The sequence below is a fragment of the Acinetobacter portensis genome (genome assembly GCF_023158935.1).
Taxonomy (GTDB): domain Bacteria; phylum Pseudomonadota; class Gammaproteobacteria; order Pseudomonadales; family Moraxellaceae; genus Acinetobacter; species Acinetobacter faecalis.
This window is the reverse complement of the sequence record NZ_CP096120.1, coordinates 1938162-1954654: the sequence shown is the minus strand read 5'-3', so window position 1 is coordinate 1954654 and position 16493 is coordinate 1938162. Positions and strand designations below refer to the sequence as shown.

Here is a 16493-nt window from a genome sequence, read left to right as displayed (position 1 = left end):
GCTGGATAAACCTGAAGTGTCATATTTATAGGTAGTTTAAAATGCCAAGACGTCGCGTAGTCGCTGCTCGAGAAATCCTTCCGGATCCTAAGTTCAGTAGCCAAACAATCGCTAAATTCATGAACCACGTAATGCAAGATGGTAAAAAATCTATTGCTGAAAGTATCGTTTACGGTGCTTTAGACCGCGTTCAAGAAAAATCAAAAGTAGACCCAGTAGAATTTTTCGAGACTACTCTTGAAAAAGTTCGTCCTATGGTCGAAGTAAAAGCACGCCGTGTTGGTGGTGCTACATACCAAGTTCCTATGGAAGTACGCCCATCCCGTCGTACTGCCTTGGCTATGCGTTGGTTAGTAGATGCTGCTGCTAAGCGTTCTGAAAAAACTATGGCTTTACGTCTTGCTGGTGAGTTGCTTGATGCATCTGAAGGTAAAGGCGCAGCGGTTAAAAAACGTGAAGACGTGCATCGTATGGCTGAAGCCAACAAAGCATTCTCTCACTACCGTTTCTAAGCAAATAAAACAGGCCCTAATCAGGAAGTTGACAGGTTGGTTGTCACCAATTTGTCATTAAAACGCTTTAAGTTGCTAGCAACTTAAAGCGTCCTGTTTTAAACAACAAAATTTAGGAATGCAAGAAATCATGGCTCGTCAAACCCCAATTTCTCGTTACCGTAACATTGGTATCTCAGCGCACATTGATGCTGGTAAAACAACTACGTCTGAACGTATTTTGTTCTACACAGGTGAGAGCCATAAGTTAGGTGAAACTCACGAAGGTTCAGCTACAACTGACTGGATGGAACAAGAGCAAGAACGTGGTATTACTATTACTTCAGCAGCTGTAACATGCTTCTGGAAAGGTATGGGCAACCAGTTCGAACAACACCGTATTAACGTAATTGACACACCGGGACACGTTGACTTCACGATTGAAGTTGAGCGTTCTATGCGTGTTCTTGACGGTGCGTGCATGGTTTACTGTGCTGTAGGTGGTGTACAACCTCAGTCTGAAACTGTATGGCGTCAAGCTAATAAATATAAAGTTCCACGTATTGCGTTCGTTAACAAAATGGACCGTACTGGCGCTAACTTCTTCCGTGCTGTTGAACAAGTTAAAACACGTCTTGGCGGTAATCCAGTGCCAATCGTTGTTCCAATTGGTGCAGAAGAAAACTTCCAAGGTGTTGTTGACCTAATCGAAATGAAAGCAATCATTTGGGATGAAGCATCTCAAGGTATGCAATTCGAATATGGCGACATTCCTGCTGATTTAGTTGATACTGCTAACGAATGGCGTACTAACATGATCGAAGCTGCTGCAGAAGCATCAGAAGAGCTCATGGACAAGTACCTAGAAGAAGGCGAGTTAACTAAAGAAGAAATCGTTTTTGGTATCCGCGCACGTACATTGTTGAATGAAATTCAACCAATGCTTTGTGGTTCTGCGTTCAAAAACAAAGGTGTTCAACGTATGTTGGATGCTGTAATTGAATTCTTACCTGCACCTACTGACGTTGAAGCAATCAAGGGTATTCTTGATGATAAAGCTGAGTCTGAAGGTTCTCGTGAAGCGTCTGATGAAGCTCCTTTCTCTGCACTTGCGTTCAAAATCATGAACGATAAGTTCGTTGGTAACTTAACATTCGTTCGTGTGTATTCTGGTGTTCTTAAAGCGGGTAGCCCGTGCTATAACCCAGTTAAAATGAAGCGTGAGCGTGTTGGCCGTATCGTACAGATGCATGCTAACGACCGTAAAGATATCGAAGAAATCCGTGCTGGTGATATCGCTGCGTGTGTAGGTCTTAAAGATACTACTACTGGTGATACTTTATGTGATGAAAACCACGTAATTACACTTGAGCGTATGGAATTCCCAGAGCCAGTAATTGCACTTGCAGTTGAACCTAAAACTAAAGCTGACCAAGAAAAAATGTCAGTTGCTTTAGGTCGTTTGGCGAAAGAAGATCCATCGTTCCGCGTACGTACTGACGAAGAGTCAGGTCAAACAATTATTGCTGGTATGGGTGAGCTTCACCTTGACATCATTGTTGACCGTATGAAGCGTGAATTCGGTGTTGAAGCGAACATTGGTAAACCAATGGTATCTTACCGTGAAACAATCAAAAAGACTGTTGAGCAAGAAGGTAAATTCGTTCGTCAAACTGGTGGTAAAGGTAAATTCGGTCATGTATATGTTCGTTTAGAGCCTATGGATGCTGAAGAAGCTGGTAAAGATTACCAATTCGTTGAAGAAGTTGTTGGTGGTGTTGTACCTAAAGAATTCTTTGGCGCGGTTGACAAAGGTATTCAAGAACGTATGAAGAATGGCGTTTTAGCAGGCTACCCAGTAGTTGGCATTAAAGCGACTTTATTCGACGGTTCTTACCATGATGTCGATTCTGACGAATTATCGTTCAAAATGGCGGGTTCTTATGCCTTCCGTGATGGTTTCATGAAAGCGGATCCTATCCTTCTTGAACCTATCATGAAAGTTGAAGTAGAAACTCCAGAAGACTACATGGGCGATATCATGGGTGACTTAAACCGTCGTCGTGGTATGGTTCAAGGTATGGACGATCTTCCTGGTGGTACTAAAGCAATTCGTGCTGAAGTTCCACTTGCTGAGATGTTTGGTTACGCAACTCATATGCGTTCTATGTCTCAAGGTCGTGCGACTTACTCTATGGAATTTGCTAAATATGCTGAAACTCCACGTAACGTGGCTGAAGGCATCATTTCTAAATTCCAAGCTGGCGGTAAAAAAGGTGACGACGAGTAATCTTTCGATTACTATAAGCCCAAACTAATTCATAGTTAAAACCAAATGCTCATGGGTTAATCCCCATGAGTTGTTTAAAAAGGAAGATCTCATGGCTAAGGCTAAGTTTGAACGTAATAAGCCACACGTTAACGTGGGCACAATTGGTCACGTCGACCATGGTAAAACAACTTTAACAGCTGCAATTGCAACTGTATGTGCAAAAACTTTTGGTGGTGAAGCGAAAGACTACGCTGCAATTGACTCTGCACCTGAAGAAAAAGCACGTGGTATTACAATTAATACTTCACACGTAGAATACGATTCAGTAATTCGTCACTACGCGCACGTAGACTGTCCAGGTCACGCCGATTATGTTAAAAACATGATTACTGGTGCTGCTCAAATGGATGGCGCGATCCTTGTATGTGCTGCGACTGATGGTCCAATGCCACAGACTCGTGAACACATCCTTCTTTCTCGCCAAGTAGGTGTTCCATACATCGTTGTATTCTTAAACAAATGCGACCTTGTAGATGACGAAGAGTTACTTGAATTAGTAGAAATGGAAGTTCGTGAACTTCTTTCTACTTATGATTTCCCAGGCGATGACACTCCTGTAATCCGTGGTTCAGCTTTAGCTGCACTTAACGGTGACCAAGGTCAATACGGCGAGCCAGCTGTAGTAGCTCTTGTTGAAGCTCTAGATTCTTACATTCCAGAGCCAGAACGTGCTATCGATCTTCCATTCCTTATGCCAATTGAAGATGTATTCTCTATCTCAGGTCGTGGTACAGTAGTAACTGGCCGTGTTGAGACTGGTATTGTACGTGTTGGTGAAGAAGTTGAAATCGTTGGTATTAAAGATACAGTTAAAACAACTGTAACTGGCGTAGAAATGTTCCGTAAACTTCTTGACGAAGGTCGTGCGGGCGAGAACTGTGGTGTTCTTCTACGTGGTACTAAGCGTGAAGACGTTCAACGTGGTCAAGTACTTGCTAAACCAGGTGCAATCAAGCCGCATACTAAATTCGATGCAGAAGTATACGTACTTTCTAAAGAAGAAGGTGGTCGTCATACTCCATTCCTTAACGGTTACCGTCCACAGTTCTACTTCCGTACAACTGACGTAACTGGCGCTATTGCTCTTAAAGAAGGCGTAGAAATGGTTATGCCTGGTGATAACGTAGAAATGGCAGTAGAATTAATCCACCCAATCGCAATGGACCCAGGTCTACGTTTTGCGATCCGTGAAGGTGGTCGTACAGTTGGTGCTGGTGTAGTTGCTAAAGTAACTGCATAATCGCTGATTGTGTGAAAAAAGCGCCTCTTTGAGGCGCTTTTTTTTGCCTTGATATTCGCTTTCATTTTTAAAAACTCTATAATTTGTTCATTATTTTAAATATAGCAGCACGAATAATGTTTCGTTTGATGCAAGAATCAGATGTTGATTCGGTTACACAAATTGAAAACCTTGTACAAAGCCATCCTTGGACAAGAAAACAATTTGAAGATTCTGTAAGTGCTTATCAAAGTACGGTTTATGAAGAAAATGGTCAGGTTGTTGGATTTTGTATTTTACAGCCTGTATTAGATGAAGCGAATCTTTTGCTTATGGCTGTTCATCCAAGTCAGCAAGGAAAGAGGATTGGATATAAGCTTTTAGATGAATCCATCTCATTACTTAAAAATGACCCCGTGCAGATATTTTTAGAAGTGCGTGAAAGTAATGCGGCGGCAATTGGTTTATATGAGAAATCTGGTTTTCATCAAATAGACTTACGTAAAAATTATTATCCAAATACTGATGGCACAAAAGAGCATGCCGTAATTATGGTGAAATCATGTACAGATGATTTTTCTAAATTATTTAAATAAATTCATTTGTTAGCAATTATTTAATTACTGGATGATTCCAACCTGTAGGTAATGTAGTCATAAGTGAATTACCCAGTTGTAAAATTTCTTCATTGGTTAATGTGCGATTTAGTCGTCGCCATTGACCATCTAATAATAAATCTAAAGGAATGAATTGAGATTTGTAATTCATTTTATTCGAATGCGGTACCCAATAGCCTAAGTATACGTAATCTAGACCTAAATTCGTTGCATATTCAATTTGTTTTAAAACGGCAAAAGTTCCTAAAGAACGCTTACTTTCTAATGGTTCAAAAAAAGTATAAACAGCAGATAGACCGTCATCAAGTTGGTCACAAGTAGAAACAGCAATAAGTTTTTCGTTTAAGCGAAATTCAATAAAAATACTTTCAGTACAACTGAGGACTAAAAACTTTTCGAATTGTTCTTGTGTCGGTGGAAACATATCGCCATCTGCATGACGTTCGTTGATATATCTTTCATAAAGCTTGTAATGTTCATCTGTAGCTTGATGCGTAGAAATAATATTGATATCTAAATCTTGGTTTTTTTTCCAGGCCTTTTTTTGAATACTATTCATTTGAAATTCTTTGGCAGGAACTCTAGAAGATATGCATTGACGACATAAATTACATTCGGGGCGATATGTAAAATCACCACTACGTCTAAAGCCAACGCGAGATAATTCAGAAAGCGTGACAACATCAATTTTATGCGTAGGGTCTAAAAACACCATGCGAGAAGTTTTATTGTCGAGGTAGCTACAATCGTGTGGTGGTGTGATGTAGTACTGCAATTCATTGAGTAGGGATTTCGGTTGATACGAATTCATAAAGATCCCTCTTAATTATCATTCGAATAAATCATTATTCAGCGCTATTGTTTTACTTGAAAATACACTGTCTTTATAAGTTTGCCAATCTATTTGCGGTTGCTTTATAACTTCTTGTAAAGATTTTAAATAATCTTGACGAGAAATTGTACCTGCACCAAGGCTAAGTAAGTGATCATTAACAAGTTGGCAGTCTATCCACGGTAAATTATTTTTTTTACCAATGAGCATAAGAACATAAAATGCCATTTTTGAGACATCAGTTTGAGTGCTGAACATCGACTCCCCAAAACATCCTAAACCAATGTTTACTCCATAAAGTCCACCTACAAGTTTGGTGTTATTCCAAACTTCAATGCTATATGCATAACCTACATTAAAAAGGTCACAATAAGCCTGAATGATGTCTTCGCTAATCCATGTTTCGTTGGCGTAGCTGCGGGGGAGAGAGCATGAGCGAATCACTTGTTTAAAAGCATGATTAACCGTAATTTGATAATCAAATTTTTTCATATTTCGAATGAGTGATTTACTCGGCTGATATTGTTTAGGATCGATAATACAGCGAGGTTCTGGACTCCACCAACAAATAGGCTCTCCTTCGGAAAACCAAGGAAATAGTCCATGCGTATAAGCCTCATAAAGTGTAGAAGCCGATAAGTCGGCACCAATACAAATTAGTCCTTCTCCCTCTGGATCGACTTCAGCTGGATTAGGAAAGATAAATTGTGAAGGTGGAAGCATAAGAGAAATCATCTACAAAATCAGATTTTATATTAGCCGATCTTGTAGATGATGTTAACGATTAAGCAAAAAGCTTTAATGTTTGTGCAATTTTAATTTTGTCGGAATCGATAAAATTTTGCGCTTTTTCTGAATGATTTTCAAGCTTTCAGCCTTGTCTTTTACAAGCTCACCTTTTTCATTGAGGACGAGTAAATTCAAGTTAAGCAAGTTTTTATGAACATATTCTGCAAATTGTTTTGCTGATTTTAACTTATCAATAAAATGTGCAGGATAAGACAATTGAGAGAAATGGTCGGTAGTAATACCAATACCTGAGTATGGATTTGCTAATACTTGATAGTTTGGATGGAAACTCGCTTGTTCAAGTGTATATAAATTAAAGTCCTGCAATTGTTTCAAAATAAGATCGGTCGGCTCATTGAAACAAGGTTGAGTAATATTTAAATGACATAAAATGGTCAGCGCATTTGAAATTTGATTATAGTTAAGCTCGGGAATATTATTTTCTATTTCGGCTAGCGTTACAGGTGCATAGTTATTTTTTTGGAAATACTCACCAATTGGTTTGTAGATTTCTTGAATTAAATTAAATTGACCTAGAGATCCTTGAATTGTGGTTGGAATATGTTCTGGTGCTGTTAAAAGTACAAAAGATATTTTTCTTAACTTTTCCCTAATTTGTAGAGGAGTTAAGGTATTTTTACCTCGAACAAATAAATCACGTCTAAATTGGGTATTTGCAAAGTAATCTCGACACTGTTCTTTAAAAATAGGATGTTCAATAGAATTAATAAAATTTTCTCTGTACACGACAAATTTCACAGAACCCTTATCCTATCAGGATTCTGCTTTCTTAAAATTGCCAAAATTTCCTTAAACTCTTCTTTTTTCCCAAAACCAATTAAACGCTGAATCGCCATTTGAACATAGTCTAAACCATAGCGAAATAAACTCATTGAGAGTCGTCCATGCTTCTTTATTTTTATCGCTTTTTTTTGATTATGTTGCCATTCACCCGTTAAGTAACACCAACAGAAGCTTATAGCTAACACCGCAATCAATTTTTTCACTCGTCTAGGGTCTGTCAAGCGCGTATTTTCAAGATTAAACCCGCGTCCTTTGAGACAACTGAATAAGGTTTCAATTTCCCAGCGTAATGCATAATCCTGAATAGCATTGGCATTAAACTGAGGAGAAACGACGAGTAAAAGCTCTCCATTTTCTAACTGTAGTGCACTTATATATAGTTTCACCCGACCAACCAAAATCCGTCGTTTACGACATTCAATTTGACCAACTTTAAGATGGCGAAATAAATCACTAATTTTATGATTCTTTCCTAAATGATTGGTGACAATGAAGTTTTTTTAACACGAATGCAGAAGTTGATGTCTTGTTCAATTAACCATGTAAACCACTGCTCACCGATAAACTCTCTGTCTGCGAACACATTCACAATACGGTCTTTACCAAAAATGGCTATAAAGCGTTGAATCAAAGCAATACGCTCTTTCGTATCTGAATTTCCACGTTTATTAAGCAATGTCCAAAGGATAGGTATCGCTATTCCACGATAAACGATTGCGAGCATCAGGATATTAATATTTCGTTTTCCCCATTTCCAATTGGTTCTATCTAAAGTCAGTTGCACTTGGTCGAATGAAAACATATTGAAAATCAACTGAGAAATTTGACGATAATCAAAATACTGACCTGCAAAGAAGCGCTGCATACGTCGATAAAATGATTGTGGTAAACACTTGATGGGCAAGGCTTTAGATGCAGAAGAAAGATTACATGTTTGCTTTAAAATAATCACAAGCATGATGAGCGCAAAGCACTTTAAATGTGACTTGTTCCATTTTAGAGATTTGTTTAAGATAAGATATAACTCATTGAGATGTGTCATAGTATTCGTCGTTAGAAAACAATTATTGTGACATTATTTCAATGAGTTATCTATTTTTGTCGTGTACAGAGCGCTTCATCAGAAAACTGAAGGAACCTCCATTGAATCGAACTAATATTTTTTTTGGTGAATCGCATTCTGACTGGTTGCCTGTCAGAGGCGGAGAATCTGGTGATTTTGTTTTTCGACGTGGTGACGGGCATGCCTTCGCGAAAATCGCACCTGCTTCCCGCCGCGGTGAGCTCGCTGGAGAGCGTGACCGCCTCATTTGGCTCAAAGGTCGAGGTGTGGCTTGCCCCGAGGTGATCAACTGGCAGGAGGAACAGGAGGGTGCATGCTTGGTGATAACGGCAATTCCGGGAGTACCGGCGGCTGATCTGTCTGGAGCGGATTTGCTCAAAGCGTGGCCGTCAATGGGGCAGCAACTTGGCGCTGTTCACAGCCTATCGGTTGATCAATGTCCGTTTGAGCGCAGGCTGTCGCGAATGTTCGGACGCGCCGTTGATGTGGTGTCCCGCAATGCCGTCAATCCCGACTTCTTACCGGACGAGGACAAGAGTACGCCGCAGCTCGATCTTTTGGCTCGTGTCGAACGAGAGCTACCGGTGCGGCTCGACCAAGAGCGCACCGATATGGTTGTTTGCCATGGTGATCCCTGCATGCCGAACTTCATGGTGGACCCTAAAACTCTTCAATGCACGGGTCTGATCGACCTTGGGCGGCTCGGAACAGCAGATCGCTATGCCGATTTGGCACTCATGATTGCTAACGCCGAAGAGAACTGGGCAGCGCCAGATGAAGCAGAGCGCGCCTTCGCTGTCCTATTCAATGTATTGGGGATCGAAGCCCCCGACCGCGAACGCCTTGCCTTCTATCTGCGATTGGACCCTCTGACTTGGGGTTGATGTTCATGCCGCCTGTTTTTCCTGCTCATTGGCACGTTTCGCAACCTGTTCTCATTGCGGACACCTTTTCCAGCCTCGTTTGGAAAGTTTCATTGCCAGACGGGACTCCTGCAATCGTCAAGGGATTGAAACCTATAGAAGACATTGCTGATGAACTGCGCGGGGCCGACTATCTGGTATGGCGCAATGGGAGGGGAGCAGTCCGGTTGCTCGGTCGTGAGAACAATCTGATGTTGCTCGAATATGCCGGGGAGCGAATGCTCTCTCACATCGTTGCCGAGCACGGCGACTACCAGGCGACCGAAATTGCAGCGGAACTAATGGCGAAGCTGTATGCCGCATCTGAGGAACCCCTGCCTTCTGCCCTTCTCCCGATCCGGGATCGCTTTGCAGCTTTGTTTCAGCGGGCGCGCGATGATCAAAACGCAGGTTGTCAAACTGACTACGTCCACGCGGCGATTATAGCCGATCAAATGATGAGCAATGCCTCGGAACTGCGTGGGCTACATGGCGATCTGCATCATGAAAACATCATGTTCTCCAGTCGCGGCTGGCTGGTGATAGATCCCGTCGGTCTGGTCGGTGAAGTGGGCTTTGGCGCCGCCAATATGTTCTACGATCCGGCTGACAGAGACGACCTTTGTCTCGATCCTAGACGCATTGCACAGATGGCGGACGCATTCTCTCGTGCGCTGGACGTCGATCCGCGTCGCCTGCTCGACCAGGCGTACGCTTATGGGTGCCTTTCCGCAGCTTGGAACGCGGATGGAGAAGAGGAGCAACGCGATCTAGCTATCGCGGCCGCGATCAAGCAGGTGCGACAGACGTCATACTAGATATCAAGCGACTTCTCCTATCCCCTGGGAACACATCAATCTTACCGGAGAATATCGTTGGCCAAAGCCTTAGCGTAGGATTTCGCCCTCTCCCGCAAACGACCCCCTTTTATCTACACTAGATTTAAAACAGTTGAACGTATGAAAGAAGCTGTTTCTCAAAATATTCAATCAGACAACTTGAGCCATCAAAACGCCATCAAGAACAAGGAAGAACAAAAAGCCCGAATTAAAAAATTCCGTGATCAGTTAGAGATCGGGACGATCTTATATACCTCATGGGGATATGAGCAAACAAATGTAGACTTCTATCAAGTTATTGAGAAAAGCCGGGCATATTGTGTCATCCGTGAACTTAAACAGGCTTATGATGCAACAGGTTCAATGCAAGGTTATGTTGTGCCTTTACCGAATGAATTTACCAGCAAAGAGCCAATGAAAAAAAAGATCATGGATAACTATATCGTGATTCATCAGTCTGCAAATGCAACAGTATTAGATTTTGAATTATTGCCGACAGGTACAAAAGTTTATAAACGCTGCTATACATCATCATACGCATAAAACAGTTGACCCCCTGAAGGGGGTCAATTCACTACAGAGGAAAATATGAAGCATTCAAAATTAATATATAAAGATTGGCAATTATATTTAAGGCTCTTATTTGAAAATAAATAGGGGTAATAGTCACCCGCATTTTTTTGATGTTTAGATTTCTAATGCTTCAAAAAAATGCGGTTCATTGCGTATCATATAATGAATATTAAGGAACTGAAAAAATGAATAATGCTCAATTCAAAATTGAATGCTTCAGAAATGGTTTATATAGCCCAGAGCAAATAATTGAATTTTACAAGGTAGTCCACACGGAAGAAACTAAGTACAATAGCCGTGATGCTCAACTTTGGATTAATGGGAAAAGCTCTAGGGAATATCAAATTGACCCTAAAGCAATTCAAATTGTAGATATGCTTAATGCAATCAGATCGGAAGTAATTGCAAAAGAAAAAGAGCGTATAGAACTTGGCAATCCAAGATATAAATATCTATTCAAAGGTGAACAAGCACTATGGTCGGAGCATCAGGAATTTATAAATTTACCTGTCAATTTTTATAATTCAATAATGGTTGAGCTAGGTAAAAAAGATTTAATTTATTTTGAATTTTCAAAAAAAGATATTGAATCCTAAACGATAGAGCAGAGCAAAGTGTCTACTTTGCGAACTGAAAAATCTGAAAAATCCTCCCTTCTCTGATTACTGTTGAATGGGGCAAGCGAAGCAGACAAAATCTGTGATTTTGGCTAGCTGACCGCAGACCCGCAACTACTTCCATGTTACCTATAAGCGGGATTAACAAAGCAATCCCGCAGGGTTGCGACTGAAAAAAATTAAATTATATTTTTACCAGTTTGAATATTCTTTAATTTGTAGAGCCTGAATTATCAACTAGAGTTGATTTAGATTTTTTTGATTGTTCCCGATCAGCAATAAATTTGTCACCAGCAATTTTTAAACTGTCAAAATGTTGGGGATTGGATTTATATGATTCAAGAGCCTTTAAAAGAACACCAGTAATAATTCCTTTATCTTCAGTTGGGAAATCTACTATTTCAAAAAGCGCACCAATTGAAATTAATTTATGTTCACGTTTTTTGCGATCTTTAACTTGAGCAGCTTGAGCATCTTTTTTCAAACTAGCTAAAAGTTTTTTTTCATCTTCCTTAATTTTTTCTAATTCTAAACGTGCTTTATGTTTTTTAAATTCATTTTTCATTACACGTTCAAATGAACTAATTTGCTGCTTTGTTGGTGAGCCTGATTCAATACTTTTAACAAGTGACAAAATTAAATCTTCAGTTTGGTTTCTATTCTCTAATCCCTTCAAACGAGAGATTTCATCAGTTACAAACTTTTTTTGATCTTCAGTAAATTTTAGATTTTCGATAGCCATTGCCACTTCCTCATTGTCAATATTTTTAAATCATAGCATAACTAAAAATAGAGGAAATCTATTACAGCACTAAACAACAAAAATCATATTAAATTATTAATTTCTGACTTTTACAATTAAAGAAATATTTATTCTGAGTATGACTTGAATTGAAAAATATTTAGCCAGGTGATCATTTTTTATAGGATTTTTAAAATTTTAAAATTGGCTTTCAGTCCTTTAGTTTAAAAAATATCCTAATGTCTATCTAATAACAAAAAATTACAGTTTATAGCTTAAAAAAATCCTTATTAATCGTGTCACTTATAGACCCTCAGATTTGGGGTTTCTGAACTATGGGTTATCACCTTGTAGCGAATATATATTGAAGTTATCATGACAACAGCAGTTGGAATGCACGCTTCCGCGTTTCTCTCCGAGAAACAAAAAAAGCAGATTCAAAATAGGCGAATTATGGCGATTTATCACTTATCAGTTAAATCAGGTAGGCAATACGGTTCTTCGGGAAGTCGAGGGGCAAGCCATTACGCTTATATAAATCGTGAAGGTAAATACAAAAGAGAAGATTTAGAAAATATAAAATCAGGAAATTTACCAAATTGGGCTAAAGATGCTGCTCATTTTTGGAAGTCAGCAGATAAGAACGAACGCATTAATGGACGTATTTATACTGAATTGGAAATTTCATTGCCTAGAGAATTGAATAAAGAACAACGTGAAGAATTAGTACAGGAATTTGTAGATAAGACTTTAGGTAAAAACTTCACATATTCCTATGCAATTCATAGCCCATTAGCAAGTGATGGTGAACAAAATCCTCATATTCATTTGATGTTTAGTGAAAGAAAATTAGATGGTATTGATCGTGACGAAGTACAACACTTTAAACGCTACAATCCGACTAATCCTGAAAAGGGCGGGGCAGGTAAAGATCGCTATTTTTCATCTAAAGTTTTTGTGGCAGATACACGCTTATCATGGGCTAACCATGTAAACGATTTTTGCGAAAATTTAGGTCTTGATGCTCGTATAGATCATAGAAGTTATAAGGCTCAGGGGCTTGAATTATCCAGTCAAAACTTCAGGGCTGATTATGTTAGTAATCATAAATATTTCATTAATGAAAATATAAAAAATATACGTCATCAAAATGGCGAAATTATTATTGAGCGTCCTTCGGAAGTTATTAGAGCTTTAACTTCTAATCAGTCTGTATTTACTGCCCGTGATCTTGAGCGTTTTGTTATGGCTCATACTGACAGTCAAGAACAATATCTTAAAGCCTATGAAGCTGTAATGACTTGTCCTGATATGGCAATGTTGTTTGGGAAAGATAAGGTTGTATTCTCATCAAAAGAATTGGTCGGAATTGAAGATTCTATTACTGCATTTATCTACAATGCCAATGAGCAAAGTCGAGTACAGAAGCCATTTAATTTAACTGAAAAATTCACTTTAAATGCTGTAAAAATTGCTGATAAAAGAACATTCAATAGAGAGCAAGAAGCAGCCTATTATACTTTGACTTCTACTGATCGAATCTCATTGCTAAATGGTTCGGCTGGTACTGGTAAGTCTTATGTTCTTAGTGCTGTTTCTGAAGCCTTCAAAACTTCAGATTATAAAGTTCATGGTATTGCTTTGCAGGCAATTACAGCTAGAGCTATTTCTGACGATTGTAATATTCCAAGCAGTACAATTGCTTCATTCCTTGCCCGATATGAAAGTGGTAATTTTGAGATCAATAATAAGACTGTCTTGATCTTAGATGAAGCGGGGATGGTCGGCTCAAGAGACATGCAAAAACTTCTCATGATCGTAGAGAAGCATGATGCTCAAATAAAACTTGTTGGTGATAGTTATCAGTTAAGTGCTGTTAGTGCTGGTTCTGCTTTTGCTCATATTCAAGATAACCTTGATAAGAAAAATATTGCTTCATTAGAAAATATACAACGACAAAAATATGCGAAGGAATCAGAGAAAATGATTGAAGCATCTAAGTTGTTATCTAAGCATGAAGTTGACAAAGCATTAGATATTTATAAGACCATTAATGCTGTTAATGAATATGAATCTCACGATCTAGCACTAGCCAAAACTATTAAATCTTGGAGTGAAGATTCTAGCGAAAATAAGTTAATGCTTGCTCATTCAAATAATGATGTGAATGAATTAAACCGCATGGCAAGAAATGTATTAATTAAAAATGGTCAACTTTCTGCTACTGGTAATCATGTTAAAACTGCTTTCGGTGATATTGAAATTACTGTCGGAGAAAAAATTGTATTTAAGCAGAATGATTCAAAATTAAAAGTTAGCAATGGTGAAACAGCAAAAGTAATCGGTTTTGAAAAAGATAATCTTAATAACATTAAATTTATGATGGTTCAGTCAGATAGAAATAATGAGATCATTAAAGTAGATTTAAATGAATACAACCAATTTAAATATGGTTATGCAAATACTATTCACTCATCACAAGGTATGACTGTTGATAATGCCTATATTGTGGCGAGTGAGAACATGAATGCTAATTTAACTTATGTTGCTTTGACCCGACATAAACATAATGTCGAAATTAATTATTCTGCTATGTCGTTTACCACGAATGAAAAAGAATTCGTTAAACGTCCAGATGGGAAAATCTCATATGATCAGAATTACAATCCTGTTGAAAAAGAAGTTACACCTTTTGAAAACTTCAAAAAAGTTCTAGGACGATCAGAAAAGAAAGAATTTTCTACAGACTTCACTTTAGTAGACAAGCAAGAAAAATTGATCAAAGCATATCTGCAAGATCACCGCCACCATATTGAAGATAAGCGGGAGATATACGGAATTAACTCGAAGATACATGCTTTAACTTCAGAGAATCGTACATTCACGAAGGAAGAAATTGTTACCGAGGTTCGTGCGAATCTTAAATCTAAATCTATTTTAGGTGATGAGATCGGTAGCATTAGAGGTATGAAAATTGCAAAAGGTGAGCTTCTCAAACTTGAGGAAGGGTTACAGATCAAGACTGGATTCTTTAAGAAAGAAACCTTTGAGAAGGGAACAGAATTAAAGGTTCTTGATGCCTACAAGATGAAAGATAAACCAATGATTAAAGCTCGAATCAATGATATGGAATATGAGATTCCATTTGAAAAACTTTCTGTTAAGTATTCAGATCGGTACTTCACAGAGTTTAAAGATCAGAGCGCACACCGTTTTACTGCCCGCAATAAAACTGAAGTTTATAGCGAGTACCGTGAGCAGTTATTGAAGCAAAAGATTACTGCACCGGAAGAAAATTTGAATGCTCCTAATCACAAGATGAAGCTGCAAAGCAATCTTAATACTACCCCTAGAAATACACCTAGAATCTAACTTCACCTGGCATAAGCAAGTGAAAATAACAAACCATAAAAGACTTTTTAATGAGTAAAGATGATCATGATAAATTTGTATTATTCCTGATAGTTGTAGGCTTTATCGTGTTAGTTGTTTGCGGTCTTGCGTGGCAGGGAGCAGGCATCTTTAACTTGCCTTTCACAGTGATGCTATGGACTATCATTAGATTAATTATCGTGGTATCGCTTGTATTTATTACTGGAAAATTCGGTCTATCAAGAGAGTTTACTTTCCCCGCAGCAGCAGTAGGTTTAGCTTTTAGTTTATTCCCTGTCCTTGATCATATTGCGTTAGGTTATTCTGCTAAAAATTTCTATGAAACCACTAATTTTATGGGGCAAACGGTTCGGGAATTTGGTGCCAGTAAAATTACGGTCTGGTGGGGTTCGATTTATGCCAAAATAGCCTATGCTAGCCTTGCAGGTTTAATTGGATATGGTGTTAAGGTCGCCACTGATGATTAAAAAAGAAAAACCAACTTGAAGTTGGTTTTTTTGGCACTGTTGCAAATAGAGATTTGAGTCGATGATGTTCCCTTTAAAAAGTACTTAGAGACCGAAAACCCTGTTGATTAGACACACTTCACCCTGAGGCTGACCATAATAAAATGACGATGCTTGTCCTTTACGTAGTGCACGCATGACTTCAATACCTTTAATTGTGGCATAAGCCGTCTTCATAGATTTGAATCCTAATGTGGCCCTGATGATCCGCTTTAGCTTGCCATGATCACATTCAATCACGTTATTTTTATACTTAATCTGCCTGTGCTCAAGGTCTGGTGGACATTTACCTTCCCGTTTTAACCGTGATAAAGCACGTCCATATGTGGGTGCTTTATCCGTGTTGATCACTTGTGGAATTTGCCACTTCTTCACATTATTTAAAATTTTTCCAAGAAAACAATATGCTGATTTGGTATTACGTCTAGAAGAAAGATAAAAATCAATGGTATCGCCACGTTGATCGACTGCACGATACAGATAAGACCATCGTCCATTCACTTTTACATAGGTTTCATCAATATGCCACGAGCTCAGATCTGTAGGATTACGCCAATACCAGCGTAAACGTTTTTCTATTTCAGGAGCATAACGTTGAACCCAACGGTAAATAGTCGTGTGATCAACATTCACACCCCGTTCGGCCAGCATTTCCTGCAGTTCACGATAGCTAATGCCATATTTACAATACCAGCGCACAGCCCAAAGAATGATTTCGCCCTGAAAATGCCGACCATGGAAAGGATTCATATGCTGCACCTTTAGCTAAAACAG

The 16493-nt window shown here is 38.9% G+C and carries 16 protein-coding genes; 10 read left to right on the top strand and 6 right to left on the bottom strand.

Annotated elements, in window-relative coordinates:
• Positions 1-41: 41 nt before the first annotated feature.
• From rpsG to rimI, 4 genes are all read left to right on the top strand, one after another.
• On the top strand, positions 42-512 hold the full coding sequence (gene rpsG, locus MZO21_RS09800; RefSeq protein WP_004279240.1) for a 30S ribosomal protein S7: 471 nt from the start codon (positions 42-44) through the stop codon (positions 510-512).
• 130 nt (positions 513-642) lie between these two features.
• A complete protein-coding gene (gene fusA / locus MZO21_RS09795) occupies positions 643-2781 on the top strand; it encodes an elongation factor G (protein WP_154772371.1) in 2139 nt (712 codons plus the stop codon).
• A gap of 91 nt (positions 2782-2872) precedes the next feature.
• Positions 2873-4063: an elongation factor Tu gene (gene tuf, locus MZO21_RS09790; RefSeq protein WP_154772372.1), complete on the top strand. Its 1191-nt coding sequence runs from the start codon at positions 2873-2875 to the stop codon at positions 4061-4063.
• A gap of 116 nt (positions 4064-4179) precedes the next feature.
• Positions 4180-4638, top strand: a complete 459-nt coding sequence (gene rimI, locus MZO21_RS09785; protein WP_154772373.1) for a ribosomal protein S18-alanine N-acetyltransferase — start codon at positions 4180-4182, stop codon at positions 4636-4638.
• Between the two features lie 16 nt (positions 4639-4654).
• Here rimI and MZO21_RS09780 read toward each other — a convergent pair whose 3' ends face one another.
• From MZO21_RS09780 to MZO21_RS09765, 4 genes are all read right to left on the bottom strand, one after another.
• Entirely contained in the window at positions 4655-5470 is an 816-nt protein-coding gene (locus MZO21_RS09780; protein ID WP_154772374.1) for an arginyltransferase, read from the bottom strand.
• A gap of 18 nt (positions 5471-5488) precedes the next feature.
• On the bottom strand, positions 5489-6214 hold the full coding sequence (gene aat, locus MZO21_RS09775; RefSeq protein WP_248104209.1) for a leucyl/phenylalanyl-tRNA--protein transferase: 726 nt from the start codon (positions 6212-6214) through the stop codon (positions 5489-5491).
• A gap of 75 nt (positions 6215-6289) precedes the next feature.
• Positions 6290-7039, bottom strand: a complete 750-nt coding sequence (locus MZO21_RS09770; RefSeq protein WP_248104207.1) for a methyltransferase regulatory domain-containing protein — start codon at positions 7037-7039, stop codon at positions 6290-6292.
• Positions 7036-8126, bottom strand: a protein-coding gene (locus tag MZO21_RS09765) for an IS4-like element ISAba1 family transposase (protein WP_085940648.1) whose coding sequence is annotated in 2 segments (ribosomal slippage) — positions 7036-7586 and positions 7586-8126 — 1092 coding nt in all. Because the reading frame shifts where the segments join, the coding sequence is not laid out codon by codon here. The genes MZO21_RS09770 and MZO21_RS09765 overlap by 4 nt, the downstream gene beginning before the upstream one ends.
• A gap of 101 nt (positions 8127-8227) precedes the next feature.
• Between MZO21_RS09765 and aph(3'')-Ib the strand changes: the two genes are divergently transcribed.
• The 4 genes from aph(3'')-Ib (at position 8228) to MZO21_RS09745 (ending at position 11057) form a co-directional block, all read left to right on the top strand.
• A complete protein-coding gene (gene aph(3'')-Ib, locus MZO21_RS09760; protein WP_001082319.1) occupies positions 8228-9031 on the top strand; it encodes an aminoglycoside O-phosphotransferase APH(3'')-Ib in 804 nt (267 codons plus the stop codon).
• Positions 9031-9867 carry an aminoglycoside O-phosphotransferase APH(6)-Id gene (locus MZO21_RS09755; protein ID WP_000480968.1) on the top strand — a complete coding sequence of 279 codons (837 nt, stop codon included), beginning with the start codon at positions 9031-9033 and terminating at the stop codon, positions 9865-9867. Before aph(3'')-Ib ends, MZO21_RS09755 begins: the two co-directional genes overlap by 1 nt.
• A 141-nt stretch (positions 9868-10008) precedes the next feature.
• Positions 10009-10431: a hypothetical protein gene (locus MZO21_RS09750; RefSeq protein ID WP_000656635.1), complete on the top strand. Its 423-nt coding sequence runs from the start codon at positions 10009-10011 to the stop codon at positions 10429-10431.
• Between the two features lie 215 nt (positions 10432-10646).
• The gene (locus MZO21_RS09745; protein ID WP_001057867.1) at positions 10647-11057 is read left to right on the top strand and encodes a hypothetical protein; all 411 of its coding nucleotides are present in this window, start codon (positions 10647-10649) and stop codon (positions 11055-11057) included.
• Between the two features lie 232 nt (positions 11058-11289).
• On the opposite strand, the gene MZO21_RS09740 is transcribed toward MZO21_RS09745, so the two are convergent.
• Positions 11290-11820, bottom strand: a complete 531-nt coding sequence (locus tag MZO21_RS09740) for a conjugal transfer protein TraD (RefSeq protein WP_000963725.1) — start codon at positions 11818-11820, stop codon at positions 11290-11292.
• 453 nt (positions 11821-12273) lie between these two features.
• On the opposite strand from MZO21_RS09740, the gene MZO21_RS09735 reads away from it, so the two are divergent.
• Both MZO21_RS09735 and MZO21_RS09730 read left to right on the top strand, forming a co-directional pair.
• Entirely contained in the window at positions 12274-15192 is a 2919-nt protein-coding gene (locus MZO21_RS09735; RefSeq protein WP_005119228.1) for an AAA family ATPase, read from the top strand.
• A gap of 50 nt (positions 15193-15242) precedes the next feature.
• The gene (locus MZO21_RS09730; protein WP_000030933.1) at positions 15243-15680 is read left to right on the top strand and encodes a hypothetical protein; all 438 of its coding nucleotides are present in this window, start codon (positions 15243-15245) and stop codon (positions 15678-15680) included.
• Between the two features lie 84 nt (positions 15681-15764).
• Here MZO21_RS09730 and MZO21_RS09725 read toward each other — a convergent pair whose 3' ends face one another.
• Positions 15765-16469 carry an IS6-like element IS1006 family transposase gene (locus MZO21_RS09725; protein WP_001067784.1) on the bottom strand — a complete coding sequence of 235 codons (705 nt, stop codon included), beginning with the start codon at positions 16467-16469 and terminating at the stop codon, positions 15765-15767.
• Positions 16470-16493 lie beyond the last annotated feature (24 nt).